The 18,733-nt window shown below is 71.7% G+C and carries 14 protein-coding genes and 1 pseudogene; 8 read left to right on the top strand and 7 right to left on the bottom strand.

Features of this window, described 5'->3' with window-relative positions; all coding sequences use genetic code 11:
• Window positions 1-91: 91 nt before the first annotated feature.
• Together OG792_RS27005 and OG792_RS27000 are read left to right on the top strand one after the other, a co-directional pair.
• On the top strand, window positions 92-1,291 hold the full coding sequence (locus OG792_RS27005; protein WP_329103523.1) for a DUF1015 family protein: 1,200 nt from the start codon (window positions 92-94) through the stop codon (window positions 1,289-1,291).
• Between the two features lie 84 nt (window positions 1,292-1,375).
• Window positions 1,376-1,846 carry a ribose-5-phosphate isomerase gene (locus OG792_RS27000; protein ID WP_329103521.1) on the top strand — a complete coding sequence of 157 codons (471 nt, stop codon included), beginning with the start codon at window positions 1,376-1,378 and terminating at the stop codon, window positions 1,844-1,846.
• A gap of 78 nt (window positions 1,847-1,924) precedes the next feature.
• Here OG792_RS27000 and OG792_RS26995 read toward each other — a convergent pair whose 3' ends face one another.
• Window positions 1,925-5,884, bottom strand: coding sequence for a S8 family serine peptidase (locus OG792_RS26995; RefSeq protein ID WP_329103519.1), 3,960 nt, complete (start codon window positions 5,882-5,884; stop codon window positions 1,925-1,927).
• Window positions 5,885-6,255: 371 nt separating this feature from the next.
• A pseudogene (locus OG792_RS26990) lies at window positions 6,256-6,462 on the bottom strand (hypothetical protein); the annotation flags it as partial.
• Between the two features lie 581 nt (window positions 6,463-7,043).
• Between OG792_RS26990 and OG792_RS26985 the strand changes: the two are divergent.
• Window positions 7,044-7,586, top strand: a complete 543-nt coding sequence (locus OG792_RS26985) for a hypothetical protein (protein ID WP_329103517.1) — start codon at window positions 7,044-7,046, stop codon at window positions 7,584-7,586.
• A gap of 215 nt (window positions 7,587-7,801) precedes the next feature.
• Window positions 7,802-8,890, top strand: a complete 1,089-nt coding sequence (locus OG792_RS26980) for a glycosyltransferase family 2 protein (RefSeq protein ID WP_329103515.1) — start codon at window positions 7,802-7,804, stop codon at window positions 8,888-8,890.
• Between the two features lie 79 nt (window positions 8,891-8,969).
• On the opposite strand, the gene OG792_RS26975 is transcribed toward OG792_RS26980, so the two are convergent.
• Complete coding sequence (locus OG792_RS26975) at window positions 8,970-9,758, bottom strand: polysaccharide deacetylase family protein (protein WP_329103513.1); 789 nt, start codon at window positions 9,756-9,758, stop codon at window positions 8,970-8,972.
• Between the two features lie 375 nt (window positions 9,759-10,133).
• Between OG792_RS26975 and OG792_RS26970 the strand changes: the two genes are divergently transcribed.
• Window positions 10,134-10,550, top strand: a complete 417-nt coding sequence (locus OG792_RS26970; protein WP_442932311.1) for a Fur family transcriptional regulator — start codon at window positions 10,134-10,136, stop codon at window positions 10,548-10,550.
• Window positions 10,551-10,643: 93 nt separating this feature from the next.
• Here the strand turns inward: OG792_RS26970 and OG792_RS26965 are convergent, their stop codons facing one another.
• The 3 genes from OG792_RS26965 to OG792_RS26955 form a co-directional block, all read right to left on the bottom strand.
• Complete coding sequence (locus OG792_RS26965) at window positions 10,644-11,498, bottom strand: helix-turn-helix domain-containing protein (RefSeq protein WP_329103511.1); 855 nt, start codon at window positions 11,496-11,498, stop codon at window positions 10,644-10,646.
• Window positions 11,499-12,135: 637 nt separating this feature from the next.
• Entirely contained in the window at window positions 12,136-13,185 is a 1,050-nt protein-coding gene (locus tag OG792_RS26960; protein WP_329103508.1) for an SMP-30/gluconolactonase/LRE family protein, read from the bottom strand.
• Window positions 13,186-13,290: 105 nt separating this feature from the next.
• A complete protein-coding gene (locus OG792_RS26955; RefSeq protein ID WP_329103505.1) occupies window positions 13,291-13,755 on the bottom strand; it encodes a MarR family winged helix-turn-helix transcriptional regulator in 465 nt (154 codons plus the stop codon).
• A gap of 79 nt (window positions 13,756-13,834) precedes the next feature.
• On the opposite strand from OG792_RS26955, the gene OG792_RS26950 reads away from it, so the two are divergent.
• The 3 genes from OG792_RS26950 to OG792_RS26940 all read left to right on the top strand — a co-directional run bounded on the left by OG792_RS26950 (window position 13,835) and on the right by OG792_RS26940 (window position 17,676).
• Window positions 13,835-14,353: a hemerythrin domain-containing protein gene (locus OG792_RS26950; protein ID WP_329103503.1), complete on the top strand. Its 519-nt coding sequence runs from the start codon at window positions 13,835-13,837 to the stop codon at window positions 14,351-14,353.
• Window positions 14,354-14,434: 81 nt separating this feature from the next.
• Window positions 14,435-15,073 (top strand): hemerythrin domain-containing protein, encoded by a 639-nt coding sequence (locus OG792_RS26945; protein ID WP_329103501.1) that lies wholly within the window; start codon window positions 14,435-14,437, stop codon window positions 15,071-15,073.
• Window positions 15,074-15,567: 494 nt separating this feature from the next.
• Window positions 15,568-17,676 carry a discoidin domain-containing protein gene (locus OG792_RS26940; protein ID WP_329103500.1) on the top strand — a complete coding sequence of 703 codons (2,109 nt, stop codon included), beginning with the start codon at window positions 15,568-15,570 and terminating at the stop codon, window positions 17,674-17,676.
• A gap of 154 nt (window positions 17,677-17,830) precedes the next feature.
• Here the strand turns inward: OG792_RS26940 and OG792_RS26935 are convergent, their stop codons facing one another.
• Window positions 17,831-18,661, bottom strand: coding sequence for a CPBP family intramembrane glutamic endopeptidase (locus OG792_RS26935; RefSeq protein ID WP_329103498.1), 831 nt, complete (start codon window positions 18,659-18,661; stop codon window positions 17,831-17,833).
• Between the last annotated feature and the right edge of the window lie 72 nt (window positions 18,662-18,733).

Genomic DNA, 18,733 nt, shown 5'->3' with positions numbered 1-18,733 from the left:
CCAGCCGGTGAACCGGAGGCAGGTCCAGCCGGTGGACAGGCGCGGGGGATCCACGTTCCGCGCTCGCGACGGCCCGGTAGCGTCACCGGACATGACGGTCGTACACCCGATCAACCGGGCCTGGATCACCACCGGCGGCACCGGTGCGCAGAACTACGACGAGTTCGCCGACGACGCCGAGATCACCGCGATCATCGAGGCCAATCCGCACAGCGCACTCGCCATCGAGATGCCGCACCGGGCACCGGAGAGCCTCGGTCGCTCCTTCGTCGAGGCCCTGCCCGACGCGGTCGCCCGGCTGGCCGAGGCGAAGGCCGACGGCAGCTACACCCCGGCCGACGAGGTGGTGGTGCTGTACCGGATCAGCTCACCGGTCGACGAGCCCGGCTACGGGATGTTCGCCCTGGTCGACACCGACGAGATCTCCACCAGCGCGGACGAGCCGGGCCTGGTGATCCGCAACGAGGACGTCTTCATCGCCAAGGTCCGGGAGCGGGTGGCACTCGCCGACGCCACCGGGCACCTGCTCTCACCCGTACTGCTGCTCCAGACCGGGCGGGGCGACGAGCTGCACGCCGCGCTCGCGGCGGCGACCGAGACGGCCGGGGCGCCCGCGGCGACCGACACCGACCAGGCCGGTCGGACGCACGCCATCTGGCTGCTCGGTCCGGGACCGGCCCAGGACGAGCTGCGTGCGCTCGCCGGTGCCGGCGAGCTGGTCGTCGCGGACGGCAACCACCGCAGCCTGGCCGCCCAGACCGGTGGCCTGCCGCGCTTCCTCAGCGTGATCACCACCCCGGCCTCGGTGGCCATCCAGCCTTACAACCGGCTGATCAGCGAGCTGACCAGCGGCGCCGAGGAGTTGCTCGGCCGACTCCGGGAGGCGGGCGCGCGGGTCGAACCGGTCGCCGGGGCGCCGGTCGTGCCGGCAGCCGGCGAGCCGGTCGTGCTCTACCTCGCCGGGCAGGCGTACGCGGTCAGCCTGCCGGCCGGGTCCGGCAACGTGGTGGAGAACCTCGACCACGCCCTGGTCGAACGGGTGCTGCTGCGCGACGCCCTCGGACTGGATCCGGGCGACAAGCGGATCACCTACGTCGGCGGCGACTACCCGGCCGGCTGGCTGGCCGGCGAGGTCGACTCCGGTCGGGCGGAGCTGGCCGTCCTGATCGCCCCGGTCACCGTGGACGACTTCGTCGCGGTGAACCTGGCCCGGCAGAAGATGCCCCGCAAGAGCACCTGGTTCACCCCGAAGGCCCGCGGTGGCCTGGTGCTGGCGGAGCTGAAAGCATGAACCGGCCGGGTACGGGTGTGAGCCGCGCCGGGTTGTCGACGCCTGCGCGTCGGGCCGTCGGTGCGGGCTGAGAGACTGCCTGTCATGCGCGTCTACCTGGGATCCGACCACGCCGGCTTCGAGTTGAAGGTGCACCTGGTCAACCACCTGGCCAAGCAGGGCTACGAGGTGGTCGACGTGGGTCCGCACGTGTTCGACCCGGACGACGACTACCCGGCGTTCTGCCTGCACACCGGCGACAACGTGGTCGACGACCCGGACAGTCTCGGGGTGGTCATCGGCGGCTCCGGCAACGGCGAGCAGATCGCCGCGAACAAGGTCGTCGGGGTCCGCGCGGCGCTGGCCTGGAGCGTCGAGACGGCCCAGCTCTCCCGGCAGCACAACGACGCGAACGTGGTCGCGGTCGGCGCCCGCCAGCACACCCTGGACGAGGCGACCGCCATCGTGGAGGCGTTCCTGACCACGCCGTTCTCCGGCAACGAGCGGCACGCGCGGCGGATCGCCCAGGTCACCGAGTACGAGGAGACCGGCGCGCTGCCGCACCTGCCGTCCTGACCACACCCGTGACCGGGACCGGTGGCCGCCGGAGCGCAACTGCTCCGGCGGCCACCGGGTGGTCGTGGGCCCATCCGGTCAGAGACCGCCGAACCGGCTTCCGCAGGTGCGTACCGGGTCGAGGGTGAAGTCGACCGTCGACACCAGGCCGGCGCTGACCGCCACCCGTCGACCCTGCGGCTTCCAGCCGTCCCGGGCGACGATCATGTCGTACCGGCTGCGGGGCAGCCAGATGGCGTACCGGCCCTGGTCGTCCGCGCTCAGCGTGTAGCCGGTGCCCGGATCGTTGGCCAGGTTGATCTGCACGGTCGCCGACACCGGCACCGGGTCCCCCGTACACGGCTTGCCCAGCACGGTTCCCTGGAGCTTGCCCCAGCTCGGCGGCGGCGCGACGTTCGTCCGGACGGCCACGGTCGGCGTCGGGTAGGGGATGTCGGCCCGGATCCCGACCGTGGCGGCGTACGCGCCGGGTTGGTCGATCCCGGCCGCCGAGGTGGCGGTCAGGCTGACCGTCACCGTCCTCGACTCGCCCGGTGCCAGGGTGAAGACGCCCGGCGTCAGCGCCAGCCACGGTACGTCCAGCGTCTCGTGGCAGGACTCCAGCCCGCCGAGCAGCTCGGACTCGGCGGACGGGGTCCACGGCTCCGGCATGCCGCCGAGCTTGTACGCCCCGCACGCGCCGGCACCCCGGTACTGCGCGAACTGCGAGACGGGCAGGTCCCGCCAACCGCCCTGCACCGGGTCGTACGCGATGGTGCGGTTGGTGATCACGTCCTGGTCGGCGTGGATCCCGCCGTTGATCACGAGTAGCCCGCCGGCGGCGGCGTACTGCGAGCCCCAGAGGGCCACCGGCGGTGCGGGCAGCGGTGTCCAGGCGTCGGTCGCCGGGTCGTAGACGTACGCCTCGTTGCCCGGCTCGTCGGCGCTGCCACCGGCGCAGTAGACCCGGCCGCCGATGCCGCCGCAGGACACCCAGGAGGTCGCGCGGGGATAGTCGGCCCCGGTGCGGAACTCGTGCGTCGCCGGGTCGAAGATGACCAGGTCGGCCGACTTTCCGCAGGCCGCGTCGACACAGCCGCCGACCAGGTAGAGCTTGCCGTCGGCGACGGCGGTGCCGGCACCGGCCCGGGGCGCGGGGTTGGTCACGCCGGGCAACTGCTGCCAGGCGCCACCGGTGGCCAGGTCGTAGGCGACGACGTCGGCCAGCGGGGGAGCGTCCCAGTCGTCATCGTCCTCCCAACCGCCGATCACGTAGACCTTGTCCCCGGCCACCGTCACCGACGGTTTCCCCCGCCCGACCGGCAGGTCCGGCAGGCCGCTCCAGGCGTTGGTCGCCGGGTCGTACACGGTTGCCCGGCGGGCGGTGCCGGTGCCGATGCCACCGCCGATCGAGTAGACCTTCCCCGCCCAGACCGCGGCCGAGTGGTCGAACGAGGCGGTGGGCAGGTCGGCGATCCGCTGCCAGCTCTCGGCCGCCGCCGGTGCGGCCCGCGTCGCCGCCATGGGTGCGACCGGACCACCCGACCGGGTCGTCCGGGAGGCCGTACTGACGCCGGTGAGGTGGCGTTCGACCGGTGCCGCCCCGGGCCGGGAGAGCAGGTCGAAGGTGCCCGGCCGCTCCAGCAGTTCGACCTCGGTCGGGGCGGTGCCGGTGTTGCGCACCGTGACCGTGGCGGTACGGGTGCTGCCGTACGGCTGGTGGATCTCGACGCTGCCGGGGGTGACGGTGAGCCGGCCCGCCCGCAGCGCGAAGTCGGCCCGGCTGACGCCGTCCGCGACCACGGTCACCGCGGCACCCGCGGTGGCGTACGCCGCCCGGCTGGCCCGGAACTGGAGGCTGCCGACCCGGTCGGAGAAGAGGTGGTAGAACCCGTCCGGCTGGTTCGGGTCGTCCGGGGTGGCCGCCGACAGCCCGTACGGGTGACCGGCCACCCAGTCGGCCCGGACCACCCGGACCGCGTTCAGTGCCGTACCGGTGTTGTGGTCGAAGGTGTTGCCGACGACCAGGCCGCCCGGCACCGGCGCGCAGCCACCACCGGCGGCGCTGCGGTAACCGGGGGCGGTGCAGTCCGCCCCGACCGGTACGGCGATGTTCGCCGTGCGGCCCGCCTCGCCGAGCTTCAGCTCGGTGGTCACCGGCGGGTAGCCGGGGTACTGGACGGTGGTGGTGACCTGGTAGGTGGTGCTGCCGGGCACGGTGAAGCTGAACTGTCCGGTGACCGGGTCCGTGAAGATCGGCCCGCCGGGACGGTCCGGGACGGCGATCGCGGCGTAGAGCGGCCAGCGGTGGCCGGAGCCGTCGCCGACCCTGCCCGTGACGGTCACGATCGGCGCCGCGACCAGGGCGAAGTCGCGGGTGACCGAGCCGTCGGCGGGGACCGTAACGGTCTCGGTCCGGGCGACGAAGCCGTATGCGGCGGCGGTGACCCGGTGCTGGCCGGCCGGCAGCGCGAACGCGTACCGGCCGTCCGGTCCGGTCCGGTACGACCGACCGGCGACGCTGACCGTGGCGTCGGCGATCGGGGCGCCGCCGGCCGCCGCGGTCACCGTGCCTCGAAGCTGACCGACCGGTCCGCGGGGGGCGGCCTTCACCGCCTGGTACGCGTTCAGCCGGCCCTCGCCGAAGGTGTTGTTGTCGGCCACGGTTCCGCCGCACTCGACCGCGTCAACGTCGGTCGCGGTGCTGTCGAGCAGTTCCTCGGTGGCGGCCAGGTCCCCGCGCAGGGCCGGCGCGGCCGACCAGATCAGGGCCACCGTGCCGGCGACGTGCGGGGTCGCCATCGAGGTGCCGCTGAACCAGGCGTACGTGTTGTCCGGCGTGCTGGAGCGGATCTCCTGGCCGGGGGCGGCGATGTTCGGCTTGATACCGCCGTCGACCGCGGACGCGCCCCGGCTGGAGAAGTCGGAGATGGTGTTGTCGGCCGCGTACGAGCCGGCGGCGTAGGAGCCGGGGTAGTCGCCGGGGGAGCCGGCGGTGCCGCAGTCGGGGCCGGAGTTGCCGGTGGAGAAGCTCGGGAAGATGCCGACCGCCCGCCAGGCGTCGACGGTGTCGGCGTACCAGCGGTCGCCGGAGCCGCCGCCCCAGGAGTTGTTGACGATGTCGGCGTGCAGGTCCGGGCGGGGATTCTTGCCGTTGCCGTCGGTCGGGGCGAGCACCCACTGGCCGGCGGCGAGCAGCGAGGTGTCGGAGCAGCTGCTGCTCTCGCAGCCCTTGGCGGCGATCCATTTCGCGCCCGGCGCGACCCCTATCTGGTTCTCGGGGCCGTCGTCGCCGACCATGGTGCCCATGGTGTGGCTGCCGTGCCCGTCGTTGTCGCAGGGGGCGGCGTCGGGGCAGACGGCGGCCGGGTCGTACCAGTTGTAGTCGTGGTCGAAGTTGCCGTTGCCGAGGTTGCCCCGGTACTTGCCGACGAGCGCCGGGTGCGCGTAGTCGACCCCGGTGTCGATGTTGGCCACCACCACGTCCGCACCGCGTACGCCAAGCTCGGTCCAGACGCGCGGCGCTTCGATGCTGGTCAGACCCCATTCGGCGGCGGCTGTTCCGGATCGCGCGACCGGTTTCGCGGGCTCCGGCCGGACCAGTTCGTAGCTGCGGGACGCGACGATCCGCTCGACCTCGGGGCGGGCCGCGATCGCGTCGACCAGCGCCCTGTCCCCCTCGACCCGGACCGCGTTGCTGATCCAGTACGCGGTGTGCCGGGCCTTCCGACCGGTCAGCTCGGCGAGCAGGGCGCGCTGCGTACGGCTCGCGGTGTCGGTGAGCCGCCGGTGCACCTCGGTGGCCCGTGCGTCCGAGCCGCCCAGCCTGGCCGCGCCGGTCAGGTCGGCCCGTTCACGCAGGTAGACCAGGAAGGCGGTGCTGGTACGCGTCTGGAGTGCGGCCGACACCTCGGGGCTGATCGGGGCCGGGTTGGCTCGCGTACGGGTGCTCGCCCGCGCCGGTTGTGCGCTGCCGACGAGTACGACGACCAACAGCACGGCAAGTACGCGCCAGAGTCTGCCGCCGTGCTCGCCGGGCTTGGGTTGTGGGTCCGACATCCGTGCCCCCTGCCTGAGCCCCCGGCGCCGGTGCCGGTTGCGGGGTGCCGATCAGGCCCGGGAAAGCGACCACCACCGGCGCGCCGTAATGTCCGGCTCGGACGGTCTTGGGGCATCGTCCTGTGCGGAACGTACGGATCGGATTTACGCAGGGTCATCATGCGGGCGGCAACACGAGTGACCGATCCACGACAGTCGGCCGGTCCGATCGGCGGGCACACCCCGGCGACCGGTCGCCACGGGCCACCCGATCGCCCGCGTGTTGCACCCCGCGTCCCGCCCCCGGGCCGGCTACCCGAGACGACAGCCCGGCACCCTCCCGGAACGGCTCGGCGCCTGGTGGGGGCGGCCCGCCACGACTCCCCGTACGCTCAGCGGCCGTTGCGGGGCAGGTCCTCGCGCGGCACCCAGTTGCGCCGGATCACCACCACCCGCTGTTCGGCCTCGGCCAGGTCGGCTTCGGTCGGCCGGGACGCGTCGCGGGCCCGCATGGCCGCGCCGACGCCGACCTGGGACGCTCCCGAACCGACCAGTCCGCGCAGGCCACGCTCACTGTCCCGGTCGTCCGCCCCGCCATTCCCGCTGCCGCCGTGTCCGCCCCCGCCGTTTCCGCTGCCGTGACCACCACCGTGGCCCGCCCCGCCGTGCCCGCTGCCGGATCCGGGGTGCCCGCCGCTGGTCCCGGAGTGTTGGCTGCCGGTTCCGGGGTGCCCGCTGCTTCCGGGGCGCTGGCTGCTGGTTCCGGGGTGCCCGCTGGTTCCGGTCTGCTGGCTGCTGGTTCCGGGGTGGCTGCTGGTTCCGGGGGGCTGGCTGCCGGTTCCGGGGTGCGGGCCGCCGCCCGCCCAGCGGCGCGGGCCGCCCGCCTCCGGTGTCGGGTCGTGCACCTCCGAGGTGGCCGCCGTCCGACCCTCGGGCGTCGGTTCGTCGCCAGCGGGGTTGTGTCGCAGCCGGCGCCGCCGACGCTCGGGATCAGCCATCTGCCGACCGTACCCGCCCGGCGGTCGAACGGGGCGACCCGTTCACCGGGCGGTCGGCGGATCGGTGCACGGGCGACCCCGGACCACCCCGTCGATCGATGCCGGCGCGGCGGATACTTCGCCGGCTGGTTACCCTCGAATCGGGACGGGTCACCGGCCCCGATGGGGGAGGACAGGGACAGATGGCAGACCAGACGCAGCCGTGGGCCGAGCAGACCGTCGAGGTGACGCCGCAGCAGCGCGACGGCTTCCGTCGCGGGGTGGCCCCGGTCGGCCCGCGACCCCCGCGGACCGAACGGAGCACCGAGTCGTTCCCGGTCGCTCCGCACGAGGAAACCGGGACCGGCTGGCCGGTGGTGGAGGACGAGCCACGGCAGCGGATGCCGCTCGCGTACCACCTGCGGCAGTTGCGCATCGGCGGGCACTGGAGTGCGCTCGGTGGCCTGTTCGCCTTCGTCTGCTGGGGGATCTGGGCGATCTCGGCCCGGGGCGACTTCACCAGCCCGGTGGTGGCCTTCCTGCTGACCCTGCTGGTGGCGGTGGGCCTGTTCGCCCTGGCCCGGCTGCTCGGCCGGGTAGTGCTGGAACGGCAACTGGGCCGGGTCCGGCGCAGCGCCCGTGGCGCCCACCTGCTCGCCGGGGTGTTCCTGGCCGGTGTGGGCGTGGCCTACCTACGCCAGACCGAGTGGGTGGTCGACGCCTGGAACTGGATCGCCGGCCTCTGACCCACCCACCCACCCACCGCCGCGCCGCACGAGCGAGGCCCGGCCGATCCGCTCACGGGTGCGGGGCGACCCCGGCTCTGCTCAGGGTGCCGGGTGACTCGCTGGGCCGATGCGTCGCGCGACGACCCGGGCGGGTCGGTCGTTGACCAGGTGCCTGGTTCCGGGCCGGCCGGGGCCCGCCCATCCCGGTCCCCGCTCCCCGGAGGTCGCGACCGGTGGCTCTGCTCAGTGTGGTCATCCCCGTCTATCGGGTGGAGGAGTACCTCACCCGGTGCCTGGACTCGGTCCTGCGGCAACCGTTCACCGATCTTGAGGTGGTCGCCGTCGACGACGCCTCGGACGACGGCTGCGCCGACATCCTGGCCCGGTACGCGGCCACCGAACCCCGGCTCCGGGTGGTCACGCTCAACCACAACCAGGGCCTGGGAGCCGCTCGCAACGCCGGCCTGGCAAGCGCGACCGGAACGTACGTCTGGTTCGTGGACAGCGACGACTGGCTGCCCGACGGCACCCTGACCGCGGTCGCCGACCGGCTCAACCGGACCCGCCCCGACCTGCTGGTCACCGGATTCAGCCGGGTCTGGCGGGACGGCCGGGTCCGGACCGAGTCGGTGAACCGGGTCGCCGGCCCGCCCGGCTCCCCGTCGGTGTTCGCGCTGCGCGACCGACCGGCGCTGCTCTCGGTGCTGCACATCGCCTGCAACAAGATCGTCCGGCGCCGGTTCCTCACCGACCTGGGCCTCACCTTCGGCGACGGCTGGTACGAGGACGTCTCGTTCAGCTTTCCGCTGATGCTCGCGGCCGGGCGGATCAGCCTGCTTGATCGCACCTGCTACGTCTACCGGCAGCGCCAGGCCGGCGGGATCACCCACACGCTCAGCGGACGACACTTCGAGCTGTTCCCGCACTGGGACCGGGTCTTCGCGTTCATGGCCGCCCGGCCGGAGATCCCGGAAGCGCTGCGCGGGCTGATCTTCGAACGGATGATCTGGCACTTCCTCCAGGTCCTCGGGCACCCCCAGCGGGTGCCGACCGCCCGTCGCCGGGAGTTCTTCACCGCCATGGTCGAGCGGTTCCGCCGGTACCGGCCGGTGACCGGGTACCAGGTGCCACCGGGCGCCGCCGGGATCAAGCACCGGCTGGTCGCCGGTGGGGCGTACCGGCTGTTCGAGGCGCTGCGCCGGGCGAACCGGGTCGGCGGCGTACTGGCCCGCCGACGTACGCCGGTGCGCGGCGGTGCCGGCCTGCATCCGGTACGCCGCGACTCCGACCGTCCGGTCCGCTCTCCGTTCCGAACGAGATGACCGCGGTGAGACCGTGCGGCAGAGTCAGTCCCCGACGGCCGCCGGACCGGGTGCACTGCTCCGAGCGGCAGCACCACCGCTACTGCGTCGCCGCCCGTCCGGCGCTGCGGTGCGTCCCGTCCCGTCCCGGCCGGCGCGGTGGCAGCCCGTGCTCACCCAGCGGGCCCACCCGCCAACCCCGTCGGGCGCACTCGTCCAGCAGGTACGGCAGCGCCGCCAGGCTCGACCGCCAGGCACCTGGTGCGGAGGAATGGTCGGAGTCGTGCAACAGGATCGTGCCGCCGCCGCCGAGTCCCGTACGCAGCGTGGCGAGGACCGAGGCCGGTGTCGCGGTACGGGTCCAGTCCCGCCCCCAGCAGGTCCAGAGCACCGGGCTCAGCGCCAGTCGACGGGCCGCCAGCAGTGCCGCCGCGCTGAGCACCCCGTACGGTGGGCGGTAGAAGCGGGGGGTCTGCCCGGTGGTCTCCTGGACCAGGTCCCGTGCCCGAGCCAGATCATGGTGGGTCGAGTACGGCCCGCGCAGCAGCAGGTTCCGGTGCGCCCACCCGTGTACGGCCACCTCGTGACCGGCGGCGGCGAGGTCCCGCCCGACCGACGGCGCATCGGCCAGGGTGGAGCCGAGCAGGAAGAACGTCGCCCGGATCCGATGGGCGGCGAGCGCCTCGGCGAACCGTGGTGTGGACGCCGGGTCCGGCCCGTCGTCGAAGGTGAGCGCCACGTGGTCGACGGCGCCGAATCCGCTGAGCCGGGGAAAGAGCCGCAGTCGCAGGCTGGGCAGCACGGTGACCGCCGGTACGGCGTTCGCCACCGCGCCGAGTGTCGCCATCAACGCCGCCCGTCGCCCCGACCGCTGCGTCTGCCCGTTCATGCTGCCGCCCCGCCACTCCCGGCGGTGCCACACCCACCCGCCGCAGGGCACCCCAAATGCACCCCACCCCCAGCGCCCCTCCACCATCCCACGCCCCTCCTTACCCCCTCCCTCCCCCCTCACACCTCCCCCTCTCTCCCTCCCTCCCTTCGCGTGGCGCAAAGCCCCGTCGATCTAGGGCAAAAGCGTGCTAGTTGATCCCTAATCGCCACCATTTGCCCTAGATCGACGGGGATGGCGACGGGGCGGGGGCGGGGCGGGGATGGCGACGGGATGGGGATGGGGCGGGGATGGGGGTGGTGACGGGGCTAGGGGGGGCGTGGGGGTGGGTCGTAGACTGGCGGCGCTTGTTTGGTGGAGTGGGGAAGGTGGTTGGTGGTGATCAACTCCGTGCCCGGGGTCACTCGCCACACTCGGCAGCGTGGCGAGGTTGTTGCCCTGCTCGGGGAGGTGACCGAGTTCCGCAGCGCGCAGCAGCTCCACGCCGATTTGCGTCAGCGCGGTGTCGGGGTGGGACTGACCACGGTCTACCGGACTTTGCAGACGCTGGTTGACGCGGGCGAGATCGACGTCATGCGGCTGCCGAACGGGGAGCAGCTCTACCGCCGGTGCAGCCCGACCCATCACCACCACCTGGTCTGTCGGCACTGCGCCCGTACGGTGGAGGTGGCCGGACCGACGGTCGAGACCTGGACCAAGCGGGTCGCCGACGAGCACGGCTTCACCGACGTGGGGCACACGCTGGAGATCTTCGGCACCTGCGCCCAGTGCGCGGCCCAGCGACAGGAGTGAGCGGTCGACTCCGGGAGATCGCCCGACAAACCGGCGAGATAGCCGCGACCGGTCAGTTGCCCGGAACGCCGGTCCACGCCGCGTTCGAGGAGGTCATGCGGGGGTGGCGAGACCGGCCAGCGTCGTCTGGATGATCTCGCGGGCGTGCTCGCCGTGCCGGGCCACGTCGTGCAGCCGGTCGAAGATCCGGCCGAACCGCTGCGCGTCGGCCGGGGTCTGCCAGGTCTGTTCCTCGGCCCAGGTCTCCACCGTGACGGTGTCGTCGAACATGACAAACCCGTGCAGCGGGGCGAGTGGCAGCCGGGCCGAGGTGGGGATGACGCCGAGTTCGACGTTGCTCATGCCGGTCAGCGCGGTCAACCGGTCGAGCTGCCCGCGCATCACGTCCACCGGGCAGAGGGACATTCGCAATACGGACTCGGTCACCACGAACCGGAAGTGCTTGGCGGAGTCGTACAGCACCTGCTGGCGCTGGATCCGCAGCAGCAGCGCGTCCTCCAGGTCGTCGCCGGGTGCGCCGTGGAACTCGACGTTCTCGGCGAGGCGTACGCGGGCGTAGTCGGCGGTCTGGAGCAGGCCGGGAACCACCCCGAGTTCGAAGTTGCGGACCAGGGTCGCCTCGGCCGCCAGCTCCATCATGGAACGTTGGGTGCCGGTCTGGGCCGCGTCCGTCGCACCGCGCCGCCAGGCGATGTGTTCCCCACGCAGTTCCCGCAACTGTCGCAGCAGCTCGTCCAGCAGGGACTCGTCGGCGCCAATCACCGCACCCCAGGCCCGTACGTCGTCCTCGGTGGGCAGTTGTCGACCGGTCTCGATCCGGGAAACCTTCGACTGGACCCAGCCCAGCCGGCTCGCCAGACTGACCCCGGAGATGCCTTCGCGGGCGCGGAGTTCCCGCAGTCTCGCCCCCAGTGCCCCTCGGTCGCTGCCGGTCTGGTTGCTGGACATCACCTGCTCCTAAGCTGCGCTTGGGTAGGCGTCACGGTACCGCTGCGCCGCCGTGCGGGCGGTGGAGCAGTGGCGATGACCAGCCGGTGTCGGGCCGTACGGCCGGTTGCGGTGCCGGCCCGGCGGCGGATCCTCAGTCGTCCAGCTTAGGGCGATCGGCTCACCGGCGGGTTCCCCTGGCGGTACGGGTACTCCTGGTCGGTGAGCCGATCTCCGTGGTTACAGGGCCTTGGCGATCTCCGCCAGTACGTCGGCCGGGACCTCGACCACGGTTTCGTGCGCGGGTACGTCGAGCTGAGCCAGGGCTTCGGGGTCCGACACCCGCCATCCCTGGACTACAAAGGTGTCGCGGTCGGTGCGATATAGGGACGGGCAGTTGTTTACCTGAGACAACGCAGTCTTTCGAACGAAGGTGAGCTTCACGGCTCCACCTCTCACTCTCGGTATGTCGCTTTTGGCCGGATGCCATGCGACCTGCGTTGCATTATGCGGCTGCGCGATCGGTGGTCAACGCACCTGAGGGCGCGACACACGGCATCAAAACAGCCTTAACTTTGGCTCAGTCGAACATATCCGACACGTACCTCATTCATGCATGATCCATTCGTGCCGCACCATGCATGATCCGTGCATGGGATCACTGGTGATCGTTCGGTGCGGGTCCGGCACCGACATGCATCTTGTAGATCCACACCGGATACTCGACCGCCTGTACGCCACCGTTGAAACCGGCGGTGCGGTTCAGCTGGGGGACCGGGATCCACAGGTCGCCGGCGTGGTCGAGCCACATGGCGTCGGCCCAGACCAGGCGCGGATCGGCGACCACCGTCTCCACCTCGCGGTCCGGACTGATCGCCAGCAGTCGCCGCTGGTTGGTGTCGCTCAGGTAGATCACGCCGTTCGCGTCGATCGCGGTGCCGCCGGTGGTCGGCGTGTCCAGCCAGTCCTCCACCTGGTCGGCCAGCTCGCCGGGGGTGACCGAGGGGTCGTCCAGCCACCGGGTGCCGATCCGGGACATCGGCCCGGACGCCGGCTGGTAGTAGAGCTGTCGGCCGTCCGGGGAGACCTCCAGCTGGTCGGCGTGGACCAGCACCTCGTCGCCCTCCGCGCCACGGGCCTTGCGGTGGTCGGCGTACAGCGGGCGCTGGTCGGTGGTGCTGGGATGGTCGTCCAACAGCCGGCGAAGCTGTCCGGTGCCCAGGTCCAGCACAATCAGTCCGGGCTCCCCGGCGTCGGTGAGGTAGATCCGGTCACCGTTGAACCGCAGGTCGTCGAGGTAACTGCGGGGACGGGTCGCCGGACTGAGGTCGTACACGTCGCTGACCGTGTCGGTGCTCAGATTCACCACGATGAGCCGGGCACCGCCGTCGATCGCCGGTCGGCCGATACCGGGTGCGCCCGCGTCGATGATCCACAGCCGCCCGTCGGGGCCGATCCGTAGGCCGTTGACCTGGACGAACGCGCCCTCCGGATCATGGTCGTCCCGGACCGCGTTCCAGGCGGCGTTCGGGTAGGGCACGTGCTGACCGTCGGGGCCGAGCTCGGCCACCTGGATGCCGGGTCGGTCGGCGTTGGGAAAGCTGACGAAGACCCGGCCGTCGCCGCTGGTGGTCACGCCGCTCCAGACCCGGTCGGACCGGTACGTCGCCTCCAGTCGAGGGTCGTTCTCCGTCGGTAGCTCGATCATCGGGCCGACTCCTCCCCGTACGACCGGGGCGTTCGGCGCCGCCCCGGTGCTCGTCGGTGGGGGCGTACCCGCTGCGGGTCGGCGTACCCCTGCCGTGGGGGAGGGTCAGGCTTCGCGGCAGGCGTCGTCGTCGACGGCGGTGTTGATCCGGCTTAGCAACTCGTGCAGGGTGGCGACCTCGTCGGCGTCGAGGTGGGCGAGCAGTTCGCGTTCCACCGCCGCCATCGCGGCGTCGACCCTGGTCAGAGCCGACGAGCCGGCGTCGGTGAGCACGACGATGTGCCGGCGCCGGTCGGCCGGGTCCCGTCGCCGTTCGACCAGGTTGTCCCGTTCGAGGTCGTTGAGGATGGCCACCAGGGCGCTGGGATCGACCCCGAGCGCCTCGACCAGTGCCTGTTGCCCGATCGGGCCGTTCTCGGCGAGGTGCATCAGGGTGATGCCGGCCCGGGTGCTCAGGCCGGTGGCCTCCAGCGCCTGGCGGATGCGGGCGTTGCTGATGCCGCCGTGCCGGGCCAGCAGCAGGCCGATACGGTCCATCGCCCGCCGGTCCCGGGTCTCCTCGACCGTCATGCGGTTATGTTAGCAGAGGCAAAATGATTTGCCCCACGTAATTATTGGTCTACATCAACGATCTGGTACGGTCGTTCGCATGAGTCGCGCTCGCGCCCCCCGACCCGCGCCGGGGGAGCACCTGGTCGAGGAGCTGAGATGGATCCACGGCGTGCTGCGCCGTGACCTCAACCAGCTCCGCAAGCTCGCCGACCAGATCGGCCGGGGCGCGTCACCGGACCGGGTCCGTTCGACCGTGCGGTCGTTGCAGACCCGTGGTCCGCTCTGGCAGCTCCGTACCAACTGCCTGAGCTACTGCCGGCTGGTGCACTCACACCACGGCAACGAGGACGTCCGGCTCTTTCCGGCCCTGCGCCGCTCCAACCCGGCCCTGGTTCCGGCGGTCAAGCGGCTGGAGGCCGACCACCGCCGGATCTCCGACCTGCTCGACCAGGTGGAGGCGCTGGCCGACCTGCTCGGCGGCGACGACCGCCCGGAAACCAGGAAACGCCTGGTCGTGGCCCTGCAAGCGGTTGGCGCCGAGCTGCTGGCCCATCTCGACCTGGAAGAGCAGACGATCATTCCAACCCTGCGGCAGTGGCGGGACTGGCCCCGCTGACCGCCCCGCCCCGCCCCCGCTCGTCGCGGCGGCATCGACACCACCAACCCCGGCCGTCCGTACCGGAGAGACAGGAAGACCGTGACCGACACCGACCACTGGGTGACCAGCCGTACGGGACTCACGCCCACGCCGCCGCCGACGACCCGGCACAGCGGCACCCGGGTCTGGGACGAGAGCACCCGGCCGAGCGTGCCCGAACCGGCGCGGGAGGTGCGGTTCACCGGGCGTGGGCTCTCCGCCGGCAAGCACCTGATCGACGTGCACAACCACTACCGGGAAGAACTTGCCCGGGTACGCGACATCCTCGACCAGGTACGCGCCAACGCCATGGACGTCGGGACCGCTCGGGGCGAGGTGAACGCGATGACGCTGCGGTCCAACAACTGGACCCTGGGCTCCTTCTGCCAGTCGTACTGCGTGTCGCTGACCCAGCACCATACGATGGAGAGCGGCGGCATCTTCCCGCACCTGAGGGCCTCGGATGGGCAACTGGCGGCCGTGATCGACCGGCTCGACCAGGAGCACCAGGTCATCCACGAGGTGCTCGAAGGGGTGGACCGGGCCCTGGTCGAGCTGGTGAGTCATCCGGACGACCTGTCCGGCATCCAGGAGGCGGTCGACGTGCTCAGCGACGCCCTGCTGTCGCACCTCGCCTACGAGGAGCGTGAGCTGATCGGGCCGCTGTCCCGGTACGGCTTCTTCGGCGGCCAGGTCTGACCCCTCGCCGGGACTCGACCCGACCCTCACCGGGACTCGACCTGAAACAGTTCAATCCTCGGAAGTTACCGGCGACTTTGTACGTAAGTCAACGGTCGATGCCTTCCCACTGGCAAAAGCGGGCGCCAGGTTGGGGAGGGCGTTGTTTTCCTTGACACCTTCGTAACGTCCTGGATATCTTGGCTGCGGCTTATTGAAACGGTTCATCTCCTTGCGGAATTCCCCCGCTCCCCTTAGGAGGCTCCGAAATGCCGCAGCTACCCCCGCCGTCCCAACCCCGTCCCGCCCGATCCCTATCCCGACCTCGATCCTGGCCCTGGCGCGCCGCCGGGTCGGCCGTGGCACTGCTCGCCGTGCTCGCCCCACCCGGCCCCGCCCGAGCCGAAACCGCACCGCCAGCCGCCCCGGCACCCGCTGTCGCCCCGCCACCCGTCAACGCTGCCGTGCCCGCCGGCGCCCCGGCACCCGCCGCTGCGCGGATCGTGCCGAATGTCGTGACCACAATCGACACCAGAGCCGCCGGTGGCGGGGCGCGTCCGCTGTTCGGCGACGTTACCGGGGACGGCCGGCTCGACATCGTCTACATGCAACCGCACTACGTCGCCGACGACCGGTTCGAAGGAGCGCTGGTCGCCGCGCTGACCGCGTACGACCTGGACGGTCGGCTGCTCTGGCAGGCGGGCACCCCCGACCCGCGTGGGCGCAACAACGGTAGTGACATCCCGGCCCAGGTGCACGACGTGGACGGGGACGGGGACAACGAGGTCGTGGCGATCATGCACCCGGGCGGCGACACCCGCCAGCCCGGCCGGTTCATGGTCTTCGACGGCGCCACCGGGCAGCTCGTACGCGACTTCGCACTGCCCGACCGGCTGGCCCACGACGCGATCGTCTTCGCCAACCTGAGCGGCGGGAACACCGCCCGGGAGATCATCCTCAAGGACCGTTACGACACCGCGTGGGCGCTGGCGGCCGACGGCACGCTGCTCTGGACCCACCGGGGCAACACCGGTCACTACCCCTGGCCGTACGACATCGACAACGACGGTCGGCAGGAGGTGATGATCGGCTACGACATGGTCGGCCCGGACGGGCAACTGCTCTGGCAGCACCGGGGCGACGGTCACGCCGACACGATGTGGATGGCCGACATCGCCGGTGACGCCGAACCCGAACTCATCCTCGGCGGTGACGCCGCCGTCGCGCACGACCTGCGTACGGGTGCCGAACTCTGGCGCAACAGCGACATCGTCGAGACGCAGAACATCATGACCGGCGACTACATCCCGGAGTTGCCCGGACTGGAGTCGCTCGGCCTGGACCGGATCGACCGGACCGCCAACGGCTACGACGGGCTGTTCCTGCTGGACGAGCGGGGCGGCATGGTCTGGCAGGAGGCGCGGACCACCCGAGGCTGCTGGGGCTCGATCCCGGAGCCGATCCACAACTGGACCGGCGACCACAGCGATCTGATCATGGTGTGGAACCGGGGCTGCGGCGAACCGACCACGATCATGAACGGCAGCGGCGACGTGATCAGCGTCCTCGACCCGGCCGCCCGGCTCTGGCACGCCGACTTTTGCGGCGACGACAAGGAAGAGGTCGTCGAGTACGTCCAGGGCGCCTCGCTGACCATCAAGAGCAACGGCCCGTGCGACCTGGCCGCGAAGGTGACCGGCACCCCGTTGCCGCAGGCCAAGCGGCTCTACAACTACACCCGCTACACCGCGGGCGACACCCCGGTCGACGTCTCCGCCGGTCGTCCCGCCACCGCCACGAGCGCGCTGCCCGGACACGATGCCACGCTGGCCACCGACGGCGACCCGGCCACCGCCTGGAAGGCCGCCGACACGTCGACCGGGCAGCGCTGGCAGGTCGACCTCGGCCGCTGGCGCACCCTCGCCGGGATCGAGCTGACCTTCCCGCGTACGGACGTCCGCGACGCCTGCACCCGTACGGTCGAAGGCACCCATGCCGGCCCGCTCACCGTGACCGACGGTCTCACCTGCCTCACCGGCACCGTCAGCGGCCCGGTCACCGTGCGCCCCGGCGCCTCGCTGGTCGCCGACAACGCCACCGTCGCCGGTCCGGTCACCGCGACCGGGGCGCTAGTGGTCCGGCTCACCGGCAGCCGGATCGCCGGCCCGGTCTCGATCAGCGGCGCCACCGGCCAGGTCACCCTGACCGGCAACCAGATCGCCGGCCCGGTCACCCTCTCCGGCAACCGCACCGGCAACCGACCGCAGGCGGTGTCGGCGAACGCCGTACGCGGGCCGCTGGCCTGCACCGGCAACCAGCCGGCGCCGGTACGCGACGGCGAACCGAACGCGGTCGCCGGTCCCGCCACCGGCCAGTGCGCCACCATCCCGACCGGTGCCGGCGAGGCCGCCCAGTTCGGCTACGGCTACACCGTCGAGGTGTCGAAGGACGGTCTGACCTGGTCGAAGGTGCTCGACCGACCCGCCGACCCGGCCGCCGCGCAGACCCAGCGGGCGCTGTTCACCGCCCTCGGACGCCACGTCCGGGTCACCCTCACCGCCCTCCCCGACCTCCCGCTCGCCCGACCCGGACTGGCCAAGGTCAGCATGCTCAGCACCCGCTGACCCCCGCCCCCTCCCTCCCTCCCTCCCTCCCCTCCGCCCGCGATCTAGGGCAAATACGTGCTAGTGGATCTCTATCCACCACCATTTGCCCTAGATCGCGGAAGGAAGGAGGAGGGGGAGGGGGGAGGGGAGGAGGGGGAGGGGAGGGGAGGGGTTAGTGCGGGAAGGGGGAGCGGATTTTGGGGGGAGTGTGTGATGGGGGTTTGGTGGGTGTTGCGGGGGCGTGAGGTGCGGGTTCGGTGGGTGGTGGGTCGGGGTTGGTGCGGGGGGCGGGTGGCGGGGTTGTCGGGTGTGGTGGGACCAGCAGTAGGGCTACCAGGTCCTGCCAGATGTGCACCACGATCGCCAGCAGCAGGCTGCCCGAGATCAGGTAGATGGCGGTGAGCAGGGCGCCGGTGTAGGCGACGCCGAGCAGCGCAAGCCGGCCCTGGTAGACGTGTGCCGCCACGAACAGGGCCAGGCTCACCGCCGCGACCAGTATCAGTGGCAGGTCATACAGTTGTGTGCCGACGGCGATCAGCAGCCCACGATAGAGAGCTTCCTCGGTGATGCCGGCGGTGAACGAGACCGCCACGGCCAGCCGGCGTTCCGTCGCCGTCCGCGGGATGACCGCGGCCGCACCGGACCTGCCGGGGTACGCGTGGCCTCGGCGCATTCGGTACCGGGCCAGCAGGCCACCGACCCCGAGTGCCACGAACATGGCCGCGGCGAACAGGTAGTCCAGCCCGTCGCCGTGAGGCCAGGCCCAACCGACGTCGGCGGCCGTCAGCTCGGCGCTGGTGAGCACGATCAACGGTACGAAGGCCGCCATGATCCACGCGTTGATGATGGCGTGCCGGTAGAACCAACTCCGCCCGTCCGGTGCGGAGGCGATTCGCTGGCGGAAGCGGTCGCGATACTTCGCCAGCCGAACCACCCCCACCACCGCGATCGCCAGCAGTGCCAGCACCAGGATGTGCGTCGTCAGTTCGAGGGCCCCGTCCACGATCGATGATCATGGCCGTACGTCGACGCGATGGCAACCCTCGACCGTCGTGACCGTGCCGCCGAAGCGGAC

The organism is Micromonospora sp. NBC_01699 (assembly GCF_036250065.1).
Classification (GTDB): Bacteria; Actinomycetota; Actinomycetes; order Mycobacteriales; family Micromonosporaceae; genus Micromonospora_G.
This window is presented reverse-complemented; position numbering and strand designations above follow the sequence as displayed.